20 protein-coding genes are annotated in these 18,479 nt (G+C 68.2%); 7 read left to right on the forward strand and 13 right to left on the reverse strand.

What is annotated here, in order from left to right:
• Window positions 1-81 precede the first annotated feature (81 nt).
• Together ACLJOO_RS28455 and ACLJOO_RS28460 are read left to right on the forward strand one after the other, a co-directional pair.
• Window positions 82-1,092 (forward strand): permease, encoded by a 1,011-nt coding sequence (locus tag ACLJOO_RS28455; protein ID WP_410790468.1) that lies wholly within the window; start codon window positions 82-84, stop codon window positions 1,090-1,092.
• Window positions 1,089-1,775, forward strand: coding sequence for a TIGR03943 family putative permease subunit (locus ACLJOO_RS28460; RefSeq protein ID WP_410790469.1), 687 nt, complete (start codon window positions 1,089-1,091; stop codon window positions 1,773-1,775). The genes ACLJOO_RS28455 and ACLJOO_RS28460 overlap by 4 nt, the downstream gene beginning before the upstream one ends.
• Here ACLJOO_RS28460 and ACLJOO_RS28465 read toward each other — a convergent pair.
• Complete coding sequence (locus ACLJOO_RS28465; RefSeq protein WP_410790470.1) at window positions 1,766-2,809, reverse strand: serpin family protein; 1,044 nt, start codon at window positions 2,807-2,809, stop codon at window positions 1,766-1,768. The two genes, ACLJOO_RS28460 and ACLJOO_RS28465, sit on opposite strands and share 10 nt — an antisense overlap.
• A gap of 33 nt (window positions 2,810-2,842) precedes the next feature.
• Here ACLJOO_RS28465 and ACLJOO_RS28470 point away from each other — a divergent pair, with 33 nt between their 5' ends.
• A complete protein-coding gene (locus tag ACLJOO_RS28470; protein ID WP_410790471.1) occupies window positions 2,843-3,475 on the forward strand; it encodes a flavin reductase family protein in 633 nt (210 codons plus the stop codon).
• Here the strand turns inward: ACLJOO_RS28470 and ACLJOO_RS28475 are convergent.
• Window positions 3,459-4,358, reverse strand: coding sequence for an EamA family transporter (locus ACLJOO_RS28475; protein WP_410790472.1), 900 nt, complete (start codon window positions 4,356-4,358; stop codon window positions 3,459-3,461). The two genes, ACLJOO_RS28470 and ACLJOO_RS28475, sit on opposite strands and share 17 nt — an antisense overlap.
• A gap of 73 nt (window positions 4,359-4,431) precedes the next feature.
• On the opposite strand from ACLJOO_RS28475, the gene ACLJOO_RS28480 reads away from it, so the two are divergent.
• Both ACLJOO_RS28480 and ACLJOO_RS28485 read left to right on the forward strand, forming a co-directional pair.
• Window positions 4,432-5,340: a LysR family transcriptional regulator gene (locus tag ACLJOO_RS28480; RefSeq protein ID WP_410790473.1), complete on the forward strand. Its 909-nt coding sequence runs from the start codon at window positions 4,432-4,434 to the stop codon at window positions 5,338-5,340.
• Window positions 5,341-5,461: 121 nt separating this feature from the next.
• On the forward strand, window positions 5,462-7,351 hold the full coding sequence (locus ACLJOO_RS28485; RefSeq protein WP_410790474.1) for a cellulase family glycosylhydrolase: 1,890 nt from the start codon (window positions 5,462-5,464) through the stop codon (window positions 7,349-7,351).
• On the opposite strand, the gene ACLJOO_RS28490 is transcribed toward ACLJOO_RS28485, so the two are convergent.
• Complete coding sequence (locus tag ACLJOO_RS28490) at window positions 7,344-8,234, reverse strand: helix-turn-helix transcriptional regulator (protein ID WP_410790475.1); 891 nt, start codon at window positions 8,232-8,234, stop codon at window positions 7,344-7,346. The genes ACLJOO_RS28485 and ACLJOO_RS28490 overlap by 8 nt on opposite strands.
• A gap of 101 nt (window positions 8,235-8,335) precedes the next feature.
• On the opposite strand from ACLJOO_RS28490, the gene ACLJOO_RS28495 reads away from it, so the two are divergent.
• Complete coding sequence (locus ACLJOO_RS28495) at window positions 8,336-9,784, forward strand: MFS transporter (protein WP_410790476.1); 1,449 nt, start codon at window positions 8,336-8,338, stop codon at window positions 9,782-9,784.
• Here the strand turns inward: ACLJOO_RS28495 and ACLJOO_RS28500 are convergent.
• Genes ACLJOO_RS28500 through ACLJOO_RS28510 form a run of 3 tightly spaced genes read right to left on the reverse strand, consistent with a single transcriptional unit; the run spans window position 9,747 to window position 12,256 of the window.
• The gene (locus ACLJOO_RS28500) at window positions 9,747-10,523 is read right to left on the reverse strand and encodes a pentapeptide repeat-containing protein (RefSeq protein ID WP_410790477.1); all 777 of its coding nucleotides are present in this window, start codon (window positions 10,521-10,523) and stop codon (window positions 9,747-9,749) included. The two genes, ACLJOO_RS28495 and ACLJOO_RS28500, sit on opposite strands and share 38 nt — an antisense overlap.
• Entirely contained in the window at window positions 10,507-11,628 is a 1,122-nt protein-coding gene (gene prfB, locus ACLJOO_RS28505; RefSeq protein WP_410790478.1) for a peptide chain release factor 2, read from the reverse strand. The genes ACLJOO_RS28500 and prfB overlap by 17 nt, the downstream gene beginning before the upstream one ends.
• Before the next feature lie 16 nt (window positions 11,629-11,644).
• A complete protein-coding gene (locus tag ACLJOO_RS28510) occupies window positions 11,645-12,256 on the reverse strand; it encodes a TetR/AcrR family transcriptional regulator (protein WP_410790479.1) in 612 nt (203 codons plus the stop codon).
• Window positions 12,257-12,326: 70 nt separating this feature from the next.
• Here ACLJOO_RS28510 and ACLJOO_RS28515 point away from each other — a divergent pair, with 70 nt between their 5' ends.
• On the forward strand, window positions 12,327-13,127 hold the full coding sequence (locus ACLJOO_RS28515; RefSeq protein WP_410790480.1) for an NAD(P)H-binding protein: 801 nt from the start codon (window positions 12,327-12,329) through the stop codon (window positions 13,125-13,127).
• 576 nt (window positions 13,128-13,703) lie between these two features.
• Here ACLJOO_RS28515 and ACLJOO_RS28520 read toward each other — a convergent pair.
• The 7 genes from ACLJOO_RS28520 to ACLJOO_RS28550 are packed head-to-tail and all read right to left on the reverse strand — an operon-like array spanning window position 13,704 to window position 18,251.
• A complete protein-coding gene (locus ACLJOO_RS28520) occupies window positions 13,704-14,102 on the reverse strand; it encodes a pilus assembly protein TadG-related protein (RefSeq protein ID WP_410790481.1) in 399 nt (132 codons plus the stop codon).
• A gap of 29 nt (window positions 14,103-14,131) precedes the next feature.
• Complete coding sequence (locus ACLJOO_RS28525) at window positions 14,132-14,581, reverse strand: TadE/TadG family type IV pilus assembly protein (RefSeq protein WP_410790482.1); 450 nt, start codon at window positions 14,579-14,581, stop codon at window positions 14,132-14,134.
• On the reverse strand, window positions 14,578-14,964 hold the full coding sequence (locus tag ACLJOO_RS28530; protein WP_410790483.1) for a TadE/TadG family type IV pilus assembly protein: 387 nt from the start codon (window positions 14,962-14,964) through the stop codon (window positions 14,578-14,580). The genes ACLJOO_RS28525 and ACLJOO_RS28530 overlap by 4 nt, the downstream gene beginning before the upstream one ends.
• Window positions 14,964-15,161: a hypothetical protein gene (locus ACLJOO_RS28535; protein ID WP_410790484.1), complete on the reverse strand. Its 198-nt coding sequence runs from the start codon at window positions 15,159-15,161 to the stop codon at window positions 14,964-14,966. Before ACLJOO_RS28535 ends, ACLJOO_RS28530 begins: the two co-directional genes overlap by 1 nt.
• Window positions 15,162-15,175: 14 nt before the next feature.
• Window positions 15,176-16,114, reverse strand: a complete 939-nt coding sequence (locus ACLJOO_RS28540) for a type II secretion system F family protein (protein ID WP_410790485.1) — start codon at window positions 16,112-16,114, stop codon at window positions 15,176-15,178.
• Window positions 16,111-16,971, reverse strand: a complete 861-nt coding sequence (locus ACLJOO_RS28545; RefSeq protein WP_410790486.1) for a type II secretion system F family protein — start codon at window positions 16,969-16,971, stop codon at window positions 16,111-16,113. Before ACLJOO_RS28545 ends, ACLJOO_RS28540 begins: the two co-directional genes overlap by 4 nt.
• Window positions 16,971-18,251, reverse strand: a complete 1,281-nt coding sequence (locus tag ACLJOO_RS28550; protein ID WP_410790487.1) for a CpaF family protein — start codon at window positions 18,249-18,251, stop codon at window positions 16,971-16,973. Before ACLJOO_RS28550 ends, ACLJOO_RS28545 begins: the two co-directional genes overlap by 1 nt.
• Between the last annotated feature and the right edge of the window lie 228 nt (window positions 18,252-18,479).

Raw genomic sequence — 18,479 nt, forward strand, 5'->3', positions numbered from 1 at the left:
TGCCGGAATGACGCTGATTTTCATTTCAGAGGCGCTGTGGGTGGTCGTCCGGGCGCACTCTGTTGTGTCAGGATGCGCACCGTGAGTACGCCAACCGAGGTCGAGAAATTGCCCGAGACGACGGAGAAAGAACCGTCCGGGTCCTCGATCGCGTTCACCGCAACGCTCGTGCTGCTGGTCGGACTCGCGCTGTTCGGGCGGCGGCTGTTCAACGCGTGGTTCACCGACGACGGGATCCGGACCTGGGCGACCATGTTCGTCGGCGTGACTGTGCAGGCGCTGCCGTTCCTGGTGCTCGGCGTACTGCTCTCGGCCGCCCTCACCGCGTTCGTCCCGGCGTCGTTCTTCGCGAAGGCGCTCCCGAAGCATCCCGCCCTCGCCGTACCGGTCGCCAGCGCCTCCGGGGTCGTGCTGCCGGGCTGCGAGTGCGCGTCGGTCCCGGTGTCGGCGGCGTTGATGAACCGCGGCGTCACCCCGGCCGCGGCGATCGCGTTCCTGCTGTCCGCGCCAGCGATCAACCCGGTCGTACTGGCGTCGACTGCGGTCGCGTTCCCGGGGCAGCCGAAGGTCGTGGTCGCCCGCGCGGTGACCTCGCTCGCGGTGTCGATGATCCTCGGCTGGTTGTGGTTGCTGACCGGCAAGGGCGGTTCGTGGCTGAAGATGCCGAAGAACCGGCACGCGCACGACGACTCCAAGTTCGACGTGTTCCGGTCCGCGATGCTGCACGACTTCCTGCACGCCGGCGGGTTCCTGGTGGTCGGCGCGGCGGCCGCGGCCACGTTGAACGTCGTCGTCCCGCGGGCCTGGCTCGACCACGTGGCGGGGAACCTCCTGCTGTCGGTGCTGATCCTCGGGCTGCTCGCCGTACTGCTGGCGATCTGCTCCGAGGCCGACGCGTTCGTCGCGGCGAGCCTGACTCAGTTCTCGCTGACCGCGCGACTCGCGTTCATGGTGGTCGGCCCGATCGTCGACGTGAAGCTGATCGCCTTGCAGACCGGGACGTTCGGCCCGAAGTTCGCCGTCCGTTTCGCACCGGCCACCTTCGTGGTCGCGATCCTGACCAGTCTCCTCGTGGGGTGGTGGTTGTTGTGAAGCGCAACGTTGCCGGGTTGGTGATTGTGTTCGTCGGGGCTGCGATGGTGCAGCTCGCGACGTCCGGGGTCTACCTGCGGTATGTGAAACCCGGGATGCGGTGGATGCTGCTCGCGGCCGGTGTCGTGCTGATCGCGCTCGCGGTGACCGATGTGGTCGTGCGGTCCCGCCAGGCCCATGACCACGGTCTGCCGCGTGCCGCCTGGCTGCTCCTGATCCCGATCTTCGCGCTGCTCGTCGTGGATCCGCCCGCGCTCGGTGCGGACGCCGCGCAACGGCAGTCACCGGTCGCCGCGAAACCGGCCAAACCAGCCGAGCCGCAGGGCAACGCGTATTGGGGCGACGAGTCGCACGGCCCGAAGCCCATCGCGGTCCGCGATTACTCGGTCTGGGCGGTGTGGGAGAAGGAGACGATGCAGGGCCGGTCGTTCCAGCTGACCGGTTTCGTCACGCCGGCGAAGAACGGCGTCTGGTATGTGACGCGCATCGGCCTGACCTGCTGTGTCGCGGACGGTACGGCGTTCATGGTCGAGGCTCGCGGTCAGGCCGCGCCGCCGAAGAACCAATGGATCACGGTGACCGGCAAGTGGGCCGAGCCGACCAAGCGCGCCGACGGCGACGTCGCAGCGCTCACAGTCGAGACGGTCAAGCCGGTGGCCGCGCCCGTCAATCCCTACGAGTAGTTCACCCAGCCCGCGACGACGGGGACCCCGGTCGGCCGGTGTACGGCGATGAAGCCGAACGGCCGGTCGAGACTCACGTACAGCGCCTTCGCGCCCAGTGCCGCGCCCGCGGCCATAGCCATCGCGGTGACCGCAGCCGCCTCGAACCCGGTCGCCGAGAACCGCGCCATCACGGCCTGCCGCGCCTGGCCGATCGCCAGCGGCTGCGGGCTCAACCCCGGGAAGTGCCCGGTGTTCGCGTCCGACGCGGACACCAGCCCGAACACCTCGGGATGCTCCAGCAGGTCATGCTCCGCTTCGATCTCGAAGTACGGCATCGACAGTACGACGGTCGGCTGCATGGACTCGATCACCTCGACGCCGGGCGCCGACCGCTTCGCCGCCAGCACCTCAGCGCCGCTCACGCCCTCCCCGTCGAGCCCCAGCGCCGCGGACAGCACGGCCGCACGCCCACCGTCACCGACCACGAGCTGTACGTCGAACTCGCCGGTTCCCCGCACCGTCACCACGGTCAACCGCCCCGCCGTGCTGTCGTACACCTGCAAGCTGTCGAGGTCGGTATCCGCCCGGTTCAACCACCGCCGCTCGTTCCGCGGGTACTCCTCGAACGGCAGCGCCCACTCCGTCTTCAGCACCAACGCCGACGCGAGCACCAGCAACACCTGAGGCGTGAGTTGGACGGGCATCCGTTGCAGCAACCCGTCCGTCTGCTCGACCACCCACGCGTCGAGCGCGGCGCGATCGGTCAGCGTCCCACGCACCTCCGGCGGCAGGAACCGATCCACGCCGGGCTGCAGCTCGATTTCGGGTCGCGTCCACAGTCCCAGCGCCATCCGCAGTTCGGGCGCCTGCAGCAGACCGCCGTACCGTCCGCCCGCTGCCTCGGCCAGCTCGGTGTGAGCAGGCTCGTCAGCGACCTCGGCCAGCATCGCCAGCAACGGCTGTACGCCGAGCCCGGAGATCACGGTGCTGTCCTCGCCGGGCAGTTCGGCGATCCATCGAGCGGTCAGGCGACCGACTTGAGATGCGTCCACTCACACATCCTGGCGCATCACCGTTTCATTCGCATGAAGCGCACAGTCGAGCCCAAGGTCCTGTACTTCGGTACACCGGTCGTCCTGATCAGCTCCGCCAACCCCGACGGCAGCACGAACCTCGCCCCGATGTCGTCCGCCTGGTGGCTCGGATACACCGCGATGCTCGGGATGGGGACGAGCGCGCAGACCGTGAAGAACCTCGTCGAGCGGCCGGAGATCGTGCTGAACCTGGTCGACCCGGAGATGGTCGCGGCGCTCGACCGGATCGCGCTGCTGACCGGATCGGAGGAGATGTCCGCGTCGAAGCGGGCGCGCGGGTACCGGTACGTGCCGGACAAGTTCGCCGCCGGCGGCCTGACCCGCGAGCCGAGCGAGCTGTCCGGCCTGGATTCCGTCCAGGAGAGCCCGATCAACCTCGAAGGCCGGATCGCGGCGATCACCGAGATCGGCGGGCCTGGTTCGCACCTGTGCGCGCTGGAGATGAAGGTCGAGCGGGTCCGGGTACGCGAAGACCTGCTGATGAGCAACGACCGCTACATCGACCCGTTGCGCTGGGATCCGCTGATCATGAAGTTCACCGAGTACTTCGCGGGCGGCGCTCCGGCGTACCCCTCGTCACTGGCGCGCGGGTGGCAGATGCCACCGCTCAAGCAGCTGACTTGACCAGCTCGCCGGGCTCCGTTGTCCGCGGGGCCCGGCGCCGGATGATCGTGCAGGCCATGCCGCCGATCACCAGCGCCGCCGCGATCGCCTGCTGCAGTCCGACCGCCTCACCGCGCAGGACCCACGCGGCGGACATGCCGACGACCGGCACCAGCAGCGAGAACGGTGCGACCGTGCTGGCGTCGTACTGCCGGAGCAGGTAACCCCAGACGCCGAACCCGAACAGGGTTGCCGCGAAGGCGAGGTACGCGATCGCGCCGATGCCGCTCAGGTCGATCGCACGGATCGCGTCGACGTCTTCCTGCGGCCCCTCGGTGAGGAGCGAGAGGATCAGCAGCGGTACGACGGCGACGGCGCTGACCCAGACCATGAACCGCAACGTGTCCGGCGGCTTCGCGTACCGGGTGATCGTGTTGGCCACACCCCAGAACCCGGCCGCGACGATCACCAGTGCTAGCGCTGCCAGCGGCGCCGACAGCTTGCGATCGAGGACGATCAGCAGGATCCCGACGCACGCGATGACGATGCCGATGATCTGTGCGCGCCGCGGACGCTCCCGCAGTACGGCGATCGCGAACAGGACCGTGAAGATCACCTGGCTCTGCAGCACGAGCGACGACAGGCCGGCCGGTACGCCGTGGTCCATCGCGATGAACAGCAACCCGAACTTCGCGACACCGAGTGCGAGTCCGACGCCCGCGACGTACCGCCAGGCGACGCGTGGTTTGCCGAGCAGGAAGATCGCGGGGACGGCGGCGAAGAAGAACCGCAGCGCGGAGAGCAGGAGTGGCGGCATGCCTTCGAGACCGACCTCGATCACGACGAAGTTGATGCCCCAGACAACGACGACGGCGAGGGCGAGGAGCAGGTCACGAGGCTTCATACGGTCCAGTGTCGGCCGGAGTACACTTAAGGACCAGCACCGATTGCTACCGCTAACAATGTAGGAGTGCTTCATGATCGATCTCGGGCGGCTCCGGGCGCTGCACGCGGTGGCGCAGTATGGATCGGTCAATCGGGCGGCCGAGGTGCTCGGCTACACGCCATCCGCGGTCTCGCAACAACTGGCGAAGCTCGAGCGCGAGACCCGGACGACGCTGATCGAGCGGCAGGGGCGCGGGATCGTGCTGACCGACGCGGCCCAGCAGTTGGCGTCGACGGCGGCGCGGATTCTCGAGCTGGTCGAGGACGCCGAGCTGACGCTGGAAGAGCAACGTGGTCAGGCGATCGGGACGCTCAGCATCGCCGCGTTCCCGACCGCAGCGCGCGGGCTGTTGCCGCCTGCGCTCGCGCGCTTGGTCGACGAGCACGACCAGCTGGACGTCCGGGTGCTCGAGACGGACCCGTTCGAGGCGGTGGCCGCGGTCAACCGCGGCGAGATCGACGTCGCGATCGTCCACGACTGGCACAACACCCCGCTCGGTCTGCCCGAGGGGTTGTCGCGGGTGAAACTCGGCTCTGATCCTGCCGACGTACTGGTGCCGGCGACGCATCGCCTGGCGGGCAAGGAGTTCGTTCGCGCGGAGGATCTCGTCGGTGAACGGTGGATCTGCCAGCCGGTCGGGTCGATCTGCCACGAGTGGCTGATCCGGACGATGCGCCGCGCGGGCGTGGAGCCGGAGGTCGCGTACTCCGTCGCGGAGTACCAGACCCAGCTGGCGATGCTCGCCCGCGGCCTGGGCATCGGCCTGCTCCCCCGGCTCGGCCGCGGGCCGGTCCCCGACGGTGTGATCGTCGTACCGCTGCAACCCGCGCCGAGCCGCCGCCTGTACGCCGTGTGGCGCACGACGACATCCCGCCGACCGGCGATCAGCGTCACGCTCGCGACCCTCAAAGCAGCCTGGCCGGACAGAGACACGGCCTGATCACTAATGATCACCTTGCGCGACCAATTGACAGCGTTCCGCACCTGCCGTTAGGTTCACCTGAACTATTAGGAAACCTTCCTAATCATCGTCCTCCCCGACGCCCCCTCGGAGGAAGTTCATGATCCACTCTCTTCTGGCCGGAGCTTTGCTGGCCGCCTCGGCACTCTTACCTGTTTCCGCTCAAGCCGCCGAACAGGCCGACGACACCCCGGTCGGCCGCAACGGTCAGCTGCACGTCTGCGGCACCAAGCTCTGCAACGAGCGCAACGAGCCCGTCCAGCTGCGCGGCATGAGCACGCACGGCCTGCAGTGGTACGCGAACTGCGTCAAGACCGCCTCGCTGGACGCCCTGGCGAACGACTGGAAAGCCGACATCCTGCGCATCTCGATGTACGTGCAGGAGGACGGTTACGAGACCGACCCGGAGAAGTTCACCAACCTGGTGAACAACTACATCGAGGAAGCGACTTCGCGCGGTATGTACGCCCTGGTCGACTGGCACCAGCTCGACCCGGGCGACCCGAATGCGAACCTCGGCCTGGCGAAGACGTTCTTCACCGAGATCGCCGAACGGCACAAGGACAAGAAGAACATCATCTACGACATCGCCAACGAGCCGAACGGTGTCAGTTGGGCCGGCATCAAGTCGTACGCCGAGCAGATGGTGCCGGTGATCCGGGCCAAGGACCCCGACGGCGTGATCTTCGTCGGCACCCACGGGTGGGCGTCGCTCGGCGTCTCCGACGGCGGCAGTGAGGCCGACGTCATCGACAATCCGGTGAACGCGACGAACCTGATGTACACGTTCCACTTCTACGCCGCGTCGCACAAGCAGGAGTACTTCGACGCCCTGTCGCGCGCCGCGGACCGGATCCCCTTGTTCGTCACGGAGTTCGGCACCCAGACGTATACCGGTGATGGCGGCAACGACTTCACCTGGTCACAGAAGTACCTGGACTTCCTGGAGAGCAAGCAGATCGGCTGGACGAACTGGAACTTCTCCGACGACTTCCGTTCCGGCGCGGTCTTCAAGGAAGGCACCTGCGCCGGCAACGACTTCACCGGGACGTCGATGCTCAAACCGGCCGGCGTGTGGATCCGCGACCACATCCGCAACCGCACCGCGTCCACAGTCACCACCGACGTCAGCACGTCCGCCGAGCTCAAGGCCGCGCTGACGGATGCCAAGCCCGGTGACACGATCAAGCTTGCCGACGGCACCTACACCGGCAACTTCAAGACCACCGTCGACGGCACCTCCTCGGCACCGATCACACTGACCGGCTCCGCGAACGCCGTGCTGAAGGCCGGTGGCGGGTACGGCCTGCACCTGAACGGCGCGTCGTACTGGAACGTACGTGGGATCACGGTGACCGGCGGGCAGAAGGGCATCATGATCGACAGCGCCACCCGCGTCACGGTCGACGGCGTGACGGTGCACGGGCTGGACATGGAAGGCGTGCATTTCCGCAACAGCAGCGCGTACGGCGTGATCAAGAACTCGCGCATCTACGACACCGGCAACGACGGTCGCGGGATGGGTGAGGGCGTGTACGTCGGCAGTGCGGGCGGCACCTCGGACAAGTCCGACCACGTGCAGATCCTCGGCAACACGATCGGCCCGGACGTCGGCGGCGAGGCGGTCGACCTCAAGGAGGGGACGACCGGCGGGCTCGTGTCCGGTAACAGCTTCGACGGTCGCGGTCTCACCGGCGCGAACTACGACGACAGCTGGATCGATGTCAAGGGCAACAACTACGTGGTCGAGAACAACACCGGTAAGAACACCACGAACAACGGGTACGAGACGCACACCCAGCAGTCCGGCTGGGGGTGCGGGACGGTGTTCCGCGGGAACAAGTCCGATCTGACCGGCGCGACCGGGAGCGGGCGGTACGCGTTCAACATCACCAACTACAACGCCTCCAGCTGCAAGGTCACCATCGACCGCAGCAACACGCTGACCGGCGGGAAGGCACTGACCAACCCAGGTATCCCGGTCACCTGACAAACTCCCCGGCCGCCCTGCCCGGGGCGGCCGGGGTCTCGACGATCTGGCGGAGTTTGCGCTCGGTCTCGTCGTCGAGCGCGGTGTACACGGTCGCCCGGGTCGGCCCGAGTTGCGACAGCCACAGGTTGACCGGCTCGATCCGGAGGATGCCGTACCCGTCGATCTCCAGCATCTTCGTCCGCGTGCTCGGCGCCGCCACGTCGTACCGCTCCCAGAGCTCCGCGAAGTACGGCGAGCTGTTCAGCAGGCTCTGGATCAGGTCCTGCCAGAGCACTTCGCCGACGTGCTCCCCGGACGCTGCGCGGAACGCCGCGACCATGTGGTGCTTGGTCATCTCCGCATCGACGAAGCTGCACATCCAGTCGTCGGAGACGAAATTCAGCCAGAGCATGTTCCGCTCCTCGACCGGCACTTCGTTCAGGTCGAGGACCACTTTGCAGTACGCGTCGTTGAACGCGAGGATGTCGTACCGCGTGTTCAGCACCAGCGCCGGGTACGGCGAGACCGCGTCGAGCGTCTTCTGAACCGACGAGGGCAGCGCCGTACACACGCCCTGGGACGGGCTGAGCCGGAGACCGGCCAGCCGGTACAGGTGATTGCGCTCCTGCCGGTCGAACCGCAGCGCCGTCGCGATCGCGTCCAGGACCTGCGCGGACACGTTGATGTCGCGGCCTTGCTCGAGCCACGTGTACCAGGTGACGCCGACGCCCGCGAGTAGTGCGACCTCCTCGCGCCGCAGTCCCGGCGTACGGCGTCGGCCGCCCGGGGCGAATCCGACCTCGTCCGGCCGGATGCGCTCCCGCCGGCTGCGCAGGAACACCCCGAGCTCCCGCCGCTGCGCCGTGACGGTTCTGTCGGTGGCTACTGGGACAGTGGTCATGGTTCCATCATGGACACTGGCGCAACCTGGTGCCAGGTGCTGCGAGTAATAGGATAAGTAGGCTCTCACCACCAGGCTCTGAGCGCGCGCAGGCTGGACCCATGACAGACCAGCTCCAGGCTGCCACCACTCCGGTCACCTCCCGGCCGCAGGCCGCTGCGGTGCCGCTGAAGCCGGTGGCGCTCACGACACTCATCTTCGGCGCCTTCCTGCCGATGCTCTCCTTCTTCGTCATCAACGTCGCCCTGCCCGCGATCGGCTCCGACCTGCGCGCCACCTCCGGTGAACTGCAACTCGTCGTCGGCAGCTACGGGATCGCCGTGGCGACCTTGCTCGTGGTCGGCGGTCGCCTCGGTGACACGTTCGGCCGCAAGCGCCTCTTCCTGATCGGCCTGATCGGCTTCACGGTCATGTCGCTCATCTGCGCCATCGCTCCGAGCATCGGCGTACTCCTCGTCGCACGGGTGGTGCAAGGCGCAGCAGGTGCCGCTGTCACGCCACAGGTGCTGGCAACGATCACCAGCCTGCTGACGGGCCAGCACCGCGCCCGCGCGATGGCCATGTACGGCGTGGCGGGCGGGGCAGCGGCAGCGTTCGGTCAGATCCTCGGTGGCGTACTCGTCGAGGCCAACGTGTTCGACCTCGGCTGGCGGGCAGTGTTCCTCGTCAACGTGCCGGTCGGCATCGTGGGCGTGGCCGCGGCGATCCGGCTGATCCCGGAAACCAAGGCAGACAAGGCACAGCGCGTCGACCTCGTGGGAGCCGCGCTGCTCGCGCTGACACTCGTACTGCTGCTCCTGCCGCTCACCGAGGGCCGTCCGCTCGGCTGGCCGCTCTGGACGTGGCTCTGCCTCGCAGCAACGATTCCGGCCGTGGTGCTGCTCGGCGTGCACCAGCACCGGTCTGAGCGGTCCGGTGCGGCTCCACTGATCCCACCGACGGTACTGCGACTGAAGGCGATGCGGATCGGGCTCCTGCTGGCAGTGGCGTTCTTCACCACGTTCGGTGGCTTCATGTTCGTTTTCGCGCTCGCCACCCAGGGCGAGGCACACATGTCCCCACTGGAAGGCGGTCTGAGCCTGCTGCCGATGGCTGTCGGCTTCCTGATCACCTCGATCTACGGCCCCCGGCTACAGGTGAAGTACGGCGCGGGTCTCATTGTGCGCGGCTGGATCATCCAGGGCGTCGGGTACGCCGTACTCGCGGTCCTCGCCCTCACGCTGTGGCCGCACGTCAGCCCGTTGAAGCTCGCCGTACCGATGTTGATCGCCGGCTTCGGCTCCGGCCTCGTCATGGTGCCGCTGATGGGCGTAGTGCTCAGTCAGGTCCCACCGGCCCAAGCAGGCCTCGGCAGCGGCATCCTGCTCACCAGCCAGCAGACCTGCCTGGCACTGGGAGCCGCCACAGTCGGTACGGCGTACCTAGCGCTAGCCGGCACCTCCTGGGACCAGGGCGGAGCACTAGCCGCAGTAGCCCTGGCAATCACCGCAATCTCGCTGCTGATGACGCCGGTCACGCACCAGTTGCGGACCAGTGGGAAGGGCGCGTAACCGCCTTCGGGAGTCTCGTGGTGTGGTCGCCTCGGGCGGCGTTGATCTGGGACTGGGTGAGGAACAGAGCGCCCGTCAGATCAGCGCCGCTCAAGTCGGCGTCGCGGAGGTCTGCGCCGATGAAGTCCGCCTGCCGAAGGTCCGCGCCGCGAAGGTCCGCACCGATCAGATAGGCGCCGCGGAGGTTGGCCTTCGCGAGGTCGGCGTTGCGGAGGCGAGCTCCGACCAGGTCGGCGCCGCGGCGTTCCTTCTTCTTGCTCTGCTTGCCACGGACGCGCCGGCTGGTCTCGAGCAGCAGTTCGTTGACGACGGCCCGCTCAGCCGCCACGTCGACGGTCGTGAGGTCCGCCGTACGGCTCACCGCCTCCACCCGGTCGATCGCCGGCTGCAGATTCTTGTTGTATTCAAGGGCTTCGGTGAGATACCAGAGCAGCTCGTGCAACTGGCGGAGAATCGGCAGCGCGGCGAACATCTCCGGCCCCGGCTTCCCCATCCGCTGCGAGATCGCCTGGCCGGCGCCGAAGCAGTCGTAGACGGTGCAGCCCGCGAAACCCTTGGCCCGCAAGGTGCTGTGGATCGTGCAGCGGTAGTCGTCGCTCAGGTTCGGGCAGGCCTCGCCGGCGGACTTGTCGATGGCGAAGTCCGCCGACTTGGTGAAGGTCAGCGCGATACAGCAGAGGCCGAAGCAACTACTGCAGTCGGCCCTGAGATCTGCGCGGAGATCAGTTCTGTTCGGCAACCGTCTGGCCGGTGCGGCGCCAGCGGATGCCGGCCTCGATGAACTCGTCGATCTCACCGTCGAACACACCGGACGTGTTCCCCGACTCGAACTGCGTCCGCAGGTCCTTCACCATCTGGTACGGGTGCAGGACGTAGGACCGCATCTGGTCGCCCCACGAGCCCTGCACGTCCCCGCGCAGCGCGTCGATCTCGGCCCGCTCCTCCGCCTTCTTCAGCGCGAGCAGCTTGGCCTTCAGGATGACCATCGCGCTGGCCTTGTTCTGCAGCTGCGACTTCTCGTTCTGGCAGGAGACCACGGTGCCGGTCGGGATGTGCGTGATCCGGACCGCGGAGTCGGTGGTGTTGACGCTCTGACCACCCGGACCGGACGACCGGTACACGTCGATCCGCAGCTCTTCTTCCGGTACGTCGATCTCGTCGGTCTGCTCGAGCACCGGGACCACCTCGACCGCGGCGAACGAGGTCTGCCGGCGGCCCTGGTTGTCGAACGGCGAGATCCGCACCAGCCGGTGCGTCCCCGTCTCGACGCTCAGCGTGCCGTACGCGTACGGCGCCTTGACCCCGAACGTGGTCGACTTGAGCCCGGCCTCTTCGGCGTACGACGTGTCGTAGACCTCGGTCGGGTAGCCGTGCCGCTCGGCGTACCGCAGGTACATCCGCTGCAGCATCTCGGCGAAGTCGGCCGCGTCCACACCGCCCGCGCCGGAGCGGATCGTCACCAGCGCCTCGCGCTCGTCGTACTCACCGGACAGCAGCGTGCGGACCTCGAGGGACTGGATCGCCTTGGCGACCGAGCCGATCTCCTTCTCGGCCTCGGCCATGCTGTCCGCGTCGTTCTCCTCGCGGCCCAGCTCGACCAGTGCGCCGATGTCGTCGAGCCGGCTGCGCAGGTTCGTCACCCGCTCGACGTCGGACTGCAGGCTGGACAACCGCGAGGTGACCTTCTGCGCGTTCGCCTGGTCGTCCCAGAGATCGGGCGCAGCGACCTGCTCGCCGAGCTCGTCGATCTCCTTGCGCAACGCAGGAAGATCGAGCACTTTCTCGATCGAGGTCATCGTCGCGTCGAGCTGTTTCAGCTCCGCGTCAAAATCCAGTCCAGCCACAACTAAGCAGCTTAGCTCAGGCGAGGCCGCGACGAAGAACGGCGAAAACTTCGGCGATCGCCTGCTCCAGCTTTGCGTGCGCGCTTTCGAGCTCCTCGGCTGACGGGTCGTCGGGCAGCTTGTGCATCAACTGCTCCTCGAGGACCTTCTGCGCGGCGGCGTACAGGGCCGCGATCAGCCGGTTGCGCAGGTGGTCCGGCGACCGCTCGTCGAGGGCCTGCGTGAGCGATGTCTCCAGCTCGTCGGCGGCCAGGCGGCGTCGGGCGAGCAGTGCGGGACTGCTCTCGATCGTGCGCACGAACTGCTTCCAGGTGGCCAAATGACCGACTTCGAGCCGCTCCCGGGTCCCTTTGAGGTATTCGGCCTCCAGCACGTCCACAGGATCTGCCTCCAGCGGCGCCTCGCGAACCGCCCGCGCCGGCCCGGTCCACCACCCTGGCTCGTCGAAGAACAGGTCCTCCTTCGCCGGGAAGTGGTTGAACACCGTCTGTACGGCGACATCCGCGGCCCGCGCCACCTCGGCGACGGTGACCGCGTCGAAGCCGCGCTCGAGGAACAGCGTGGTGGCCACGTCCGAAATGGCCTGCCGCGTCTGCTTCTTCTTGCGTTCCCGCCGCCCGAGCTCCATTGCACCGACCCTAGCGGATCTGCTTTACTGATTCCATTGTTGTAGTCACTCTAATTTTGGAGCACCACCAATGACTGTTCTCGTCACCGGCGGTCGCGGCGCGATCGCCCGCGCCGTCGCCGCCGGTCTGATCGCGGCCGGACACGACGTCCGCGTCGCCAGCCGCGAGCCCTCCGCCCTCCCGTCGGCCGTCGCCTACGACCCGGCCGACCCGTCCGACGCGCTCCGCGACATCAGCCAGGTCTTCCTGTATTCCTCCCCGTCGACCGCGCCCGCTTTCGTGGCCGCAGCCGAAGCAGCCGGCGTGAAGCAGGTCGTCCTGCTCTCGTCGTTGTCGTCGCTGGGCGGTCCCGAGGATCCCCACGCGAAGACCGAGCAGGTGATCGCCAACGCGTCGTACGCGACCACCCGGCTGCAGCCGGGCGCGTTCATGAGCAACGCGAAGTACTGGGCTCACCAGGTTCGGGCGACCGGTCAGATCCGGCTGCCCTATCTGGAGGCCGAGGAAGCGCCGATTCACGAGCAGGACATCGCCGACGCGGCGGTGCGCGTGCTGCTCGACGGGCCGGGCAACGGGCACGACGGTCGCGGGTACCCGATGACCGGACCGGAGTCGATGACGCGCCGGCACCAGATCGGGCTCGTCACCGAGATCACCGGCGTACCGATCGAGGCCGTCGACCTCACTCCCGACCAGGCCCGCGCCGAGATGCAGATGCGCGACGAAGGCCAGCGCGAGACCTTGCTGGCCTACTGGGCGTCCCGCGTCGGTACGCCGGCCACCATCGAACCCGGCATCGAACTCCTCACCGGCCACACCGGCCGAACCTTCACCACCTGGCTCACCGACAACCCCGGTCTCTTCAGCTAGGAGGGTTCTGCGCGGATAGCGCCAACCTCCACCGACGTGCGGAGAACGGCTCTCCGGTCCGATGTGAGGGTGTCGGTGGGGCACCCGAGGACATATGACAGGCCGTGGCGGGCTGGAACCCGACATTCCCTGTCTCCGCCCACCAGCTCCTGTCTTCAGCCCCCACCGCACCACACCACCGCACCACACCACCGCACCACACCACCGCACCACCGCACCACCGCTTGCACGCACGCACCGCACCACCGTCCGGCGTGCACCGTCCCGAACACGAGGGGATATCCGACGGTGTTGTGCCTTCTCCGTTGGTATGCGAGGGGAGAACCCACAACACCAGGGGATACCCGGTTCTATTGCCGGAGGTGTGGGGGTTGTGGTGGCGGCACGGCTGCTCGTGGGCCGTGGGATGTGCAAGCTCGACAGGTAGAGCACCGGTGAGACGCTGTACGCACGGACACGTTCACGCTCAGGTGCACTACCCAGCCGACCGACACATCCTGTCGAGCTGCAGATCACACCAAACCTGGCACCCGTCGACCACCCACACATCAGTCACAAGAGCCGGAAACCCTCATGTCAGCGGATCGGGACGATGGCGGCGGCCTCGGAGGCGACGTCCGCCGTCCCCGGGAAGCCGGGCGGCTGGAACGGGAGGTCGGCGGTGGAGGTGAGCCGCACCGTCACCGTCGTACCGTCGACGTCCACGGACCAGTCGAGGTTGTCGAACCTGTTGCCTGCGGCAACGTCGTCGAGATAGTCCGCGGTCAGCCGGCGCGCCTGGTCGGGGTCGATCACGGCGTTGCCGCCCGCTCCGGGCTGGGCGTAGACCGCGGCGAGCCCGTTCGCGGCCGCGAGGACGGCGCCGTCCGCGATGGCATCGAGGTCACGGCGGACCAGGAACGCCTTCGAGATGTCGGTCACCACGACGACCATCAGCAGGATCACCACCGTGAACCCGACGATCAGGACGGTCATCTGTCCTTCTTCGCCGCGCCTGCGCCGGGTCATCCGGTGCCCTTGGCCTGGCGGTAGTCGCCGAACGCCTCGGTGTGCGAGGAGCTGATCCGGATCGCCGGCGGTTCGCCGCCGAGCGCATCCGGGATCAGCGGCAGCCGGACCTTCGTCTCCAGGGTGACCGTGACGGTCGAGCCCGGCTGCAGACAGGCAGGATCGCAGCTGATCGTGAGCTCGTCCGGGCTGAGCTCCATCCCCTGGTCCTTCATCGCCAGCTTCGCAGCGTCGAACGCGCGCGCCCGCGCCTCGTCCTCGGACACCCCGTCCGGCACGATCACGAACGCCCGCCCGGCGGCACGGGTCGCCGCGGTCGCGCCGTACGACGCTCGCTGTACGTCGAACACGCCGAGCATCATGTACACCAGCGGAACCATCAGCAGGATCGCCAGCCAGGAGAACTCCACGACGGCGCTCCCCCGCTCGTCCCGGCGGCGCCTCACTCGCCGGTCTCCTTCACCGCATGTCCCTCGACGGTGAACGAAATCCCGGGTCCCCACAGCCCGAGCGGCGGCATGTGCGCGTGGACGGACACCTCGACGCCGGGCTGCCCGTCGATGTCGGTCTCCTCCGCGGACACGGAGTCGATGAGGCCGTCCGTCACCACGCCGCTGATCAGCTCCCGAGTGCGTGCCGCACCGTCGGCCGGCGCCCGGTTGAGCACGGCCGCGTAGTGCGCACCTTCGGAGGCCGCTGCCGTCACGGTGTTGCGCACGTACAAGAACAGGCCGACCTGGAGGATGCCGAGGAACAACGGCACCAGGATCGTCGAGACCAGCACGAAGTCGACGACCGCAGACCCCCGCTCGCCGCGCGCCCTCGGCATTACTTGTTGCTGACCGACGACAACGCGCTCCTGAGCATGTCGGCGAGTTGGTCGCCGGCCAGTTTCCAGATCGCGACGACCAGGCCGGCCGTCATCACGGTGATCAGCACCCAGCCGGGTACGTCGCCGCGCTCCTTCCGCGCCGGACGTGGCTTCAGCAGCAACGTCAGGAACAGCCTCGTCAGGTGTAGGGACATGACCTCTCCTCAGTTCATCCGGCGATCAGCCGGATTCCGACAGCGCCCGGGTAGAAGGCGAACGCGATGGTCACCGGAAGGACCAGGAAGATCACCGGGACCATCATCGCGACCTCGCGCCGGGCGCCGGACTCGATCAGTTCGCGGCGCCCGGCTTCCCGGATGTCACCGGCCTGCGCCCGCAGTACGTCGGCCAGCGGGGTGCCGCGCTCGAGCGCCACCGCCAGCCCGTCCGCGAAGCGCGAGAGCGCCAGCAACCCGGTGCGGTCCGCGAGCGCGTCGAGCGCGCGGACCAATGTCTCTCCCGCCCTGGTCTCCGCCAGGACGCGTTTCAGTTCGTTGGCCAGCTCACCCCGGGACGACCGCGCGACGCGGTCGAGGGCAGCGGCCGGACCTTCACCAGCTGCGACCGACAACGCGAGCAGCTCGGCCACGGTCGGCAGCTCGGCCAGCAGGCGCCGCTCACGCCGCCGTACCTGGGCTGTCAGGTACGTGTCGCGGCCGAGGAGCGCGGTGATCCCGAGCACCAGGCAGAACACCAGCAGCGCCACCGGATCCCCGAGACCGACCGCGACGGCGACCACCGAGATCACGATCCCGGCGCCGAAGGCGATCACGCCCCAGAGCAACTGCTCGATCCGGAACTCTTCGACCGTCCGGTCCAGCCCGGCCCGTTGCAACCGCCGGCGGATCGTGTTCGCGCCGCCGAGGATCCGCTCCAGCCGCTTCGCCGCGGACCGCAGCGACGGACCGAACAACCGCAGGATCGCGTAGAACGGCGACCCCGAGTCGATCACGCCGACGAAGACGTCGGGCACCCCGAGATCCCGCAGGTACGGCGAGATCCGCTCGTCCACCGTGGGTTTGCGCAGGAACGGCAACCGCAGGACGACGATCAGCAACCCGGCGCCGAACACCGCGCCGAGGAAACCGCCGAGCAGCATCGGGCTCATCGCAGCACCCGCTCGGGCTCGGGCAGCCGGCCGATCCGCAGCATCACCCGGTACGCGATCACGCAGATCACGGCGCCCACGGCGATGATCAGCGCGCCGACCGGCGAGTTGTACCGCTGGATGACGTCGCCCTGGAAGGACAGCAACAGCAGCACCAGCCACGGCGCCGCGACCGCGACCCGTGCGCCGTTGACCGACCACGACTGCCGGGACTCGAGCTCGGACCGGGTCCGCGCGTCGTCGCGCAGGAACGACGACAGCGACCGCAGCAATCGGCCGAGGTCGCCGCCGCCGACCTCGCGCGCGATCCGCAGCGCTTCGACCACGCGGTCCCCGACCGGGTCGGCCAGGCGTGCCTTCAAACGGTCCAGCGACTCGGCGAACCGGCCGGTCGAGGCGTAGTCCGCACCGAACCGCCGGAACGGCTCGCGCAACGGCAACGGCCCGCGCTCGCCCACCTGAGACAGCGCCTCCGACAACGACAGCCCGGCGCGGACAGCCGAAGCGATGTTGTCCACCACATCCGGCCACAGCTCGCGGAACTCGGCCAGCCGCTTCCGCGCCCGCGACCGCACCAGTGCGATCGGCAGCCACCCGGCCATCAGCCCGAACACCACACCGATCGGCAACGTCTTGGACACCGCGAACATCAGCAGGAACGCGACGAGCGCCATGATCACGCAGGCGCCGATGAACGCACCGGGCGTCAGGCCTTCGATCCCCGCGCTCGCGAGCAGGTCCCGGCTCTTGCCGCGCAGCCGCCCGTCGGAGCCGGGCACGGACTCCATCGGCGCCACGAACGCCGCGATGATCAGCAGCAGCCCGACACCGAAGAACAGCCCGATCACGAGCCCCATCAGCTCGCCGCCCCACGCGGCAACTCGGTCAGCAGCCCGGCCACGTTGTACCCCGCCTGCTGAAACCGCTCCGGATGCGGCAACTGCCCCTCGGCGCGCCGCAGGTACCCGTCGTGCGTACTGAACAGGGTCTCGGTCTCGATCGCCTGCTCCTCCAGCCGCCCGGTGACCGCGACGATCTCGCGCACCCGCCGGCGCCCGTCCGCCGCGATCCCGAGATGTACGACGAGATCGACGCAGCCGGCCACCGTCGGCAGCACGAAGCGGGAGCCGATGTTCTCGCCGGCCAGCAGCGGCAGCGTGCACATCTTGGTGAGCGCCTCACGCGCCGAGTTCGCATGGATCGTGCACATGCCGGGGAGGCCGCTGTTCAGCGCAAGCAGCAGGTCGAGGCATTCCTCGCCGCGCACCTCGCCGACGATCACCCGGGAGGGCCGCATCCGCAGCGACTCCTTCACCAGGTCGCGCAGCCGCACCTCACCGGTGCCTTCGAGACCGGCCTGCCGGGTCTGCATCGACACCCAGTCGGGGATCGGCAGCTTGATCTCGAAGACCTCCTCGCAGCTGATCACCCGCTCGCTACCGGGGATCGAACCGGCCAGCGCGTTCAGCATCGTGGTCTTGCCGGCCTGTGTGCCGCCGGAGACCAGCACATTGAGGCCGACGGCAACCGACGCCTCCAGCACCGCGGCCGCGTGCGGTGTCAGCGAGCCGAGCTGGACCAGGTCGGTCAGCCGGGTCGCGCGGACCGTGAACTTGCGGATGTTGATCGCCGCATACCGCTGGGTGATGCCGCCGAGGACGATGTGGACGCGGCTTCCGTCCGGCAGCCGGGCGTCGGTGAACGGCTGCGACACGTCGATCCGGCGACCGGTGGTCTTCAGCATCCGCTCGACCAGGTCGCTGACCTCTTCCTCGGTCAGCACGGTCGTGGTCAATTCGTGCCGGCCCTCGCGGGCGATGAACACCCGGCTGGGCTCGTTGATCCAGATCTCCTCGACCGACGGGTCGTCCAGGTAGCGCTGCAGCGGCCCGAAGCCGGCAACCCGGTCGTGGACCTCGCGGCTGACCGCCTCCAGGTCGCCGATCGGCGGCACCACACCGCTCAGACTGCGCTCGTCGTACTCCCGGACGACGGTGGCGACGATCGAGTTCACCGCGCCCGGGTCGCGGAGCGGGTCGATCCCTTCGCGGCGCACCACGTCGCGCACCTGCGCGTCGATCAGCTCGATGGCACCGTTCCAGCTCGAGCGGTGCGCGTCGAGCCTGTCCGCAGTCATCGATCTCCCCGTGTGAGTCCCGTCTGGCGACCACGCTCGGTCACCATGCGGGACCATCCTTTCAACCGTGGGGCGTCCGGCGCCACCTGTGTCTGCTGCCCTGTGGACAACCGTGACACGCCGCTGGCTCACTCACCGTATCGATCGGGTCACGGCCAGGTCCAGAAAATTGCAGCTTGTTGCAATTCCGTAGGTAACAGAACCGCCACTCACGGCGTCGAACCGGGT

Origin of the sequence: Kribbella sp. C-35, assembly GCF_046549195.1 — a bacterium.
Lineage (GTDB): Bacteria > Actinomycetota > Actinomycetes > Propionibacteriales > Kribbellaceae > Kribbella.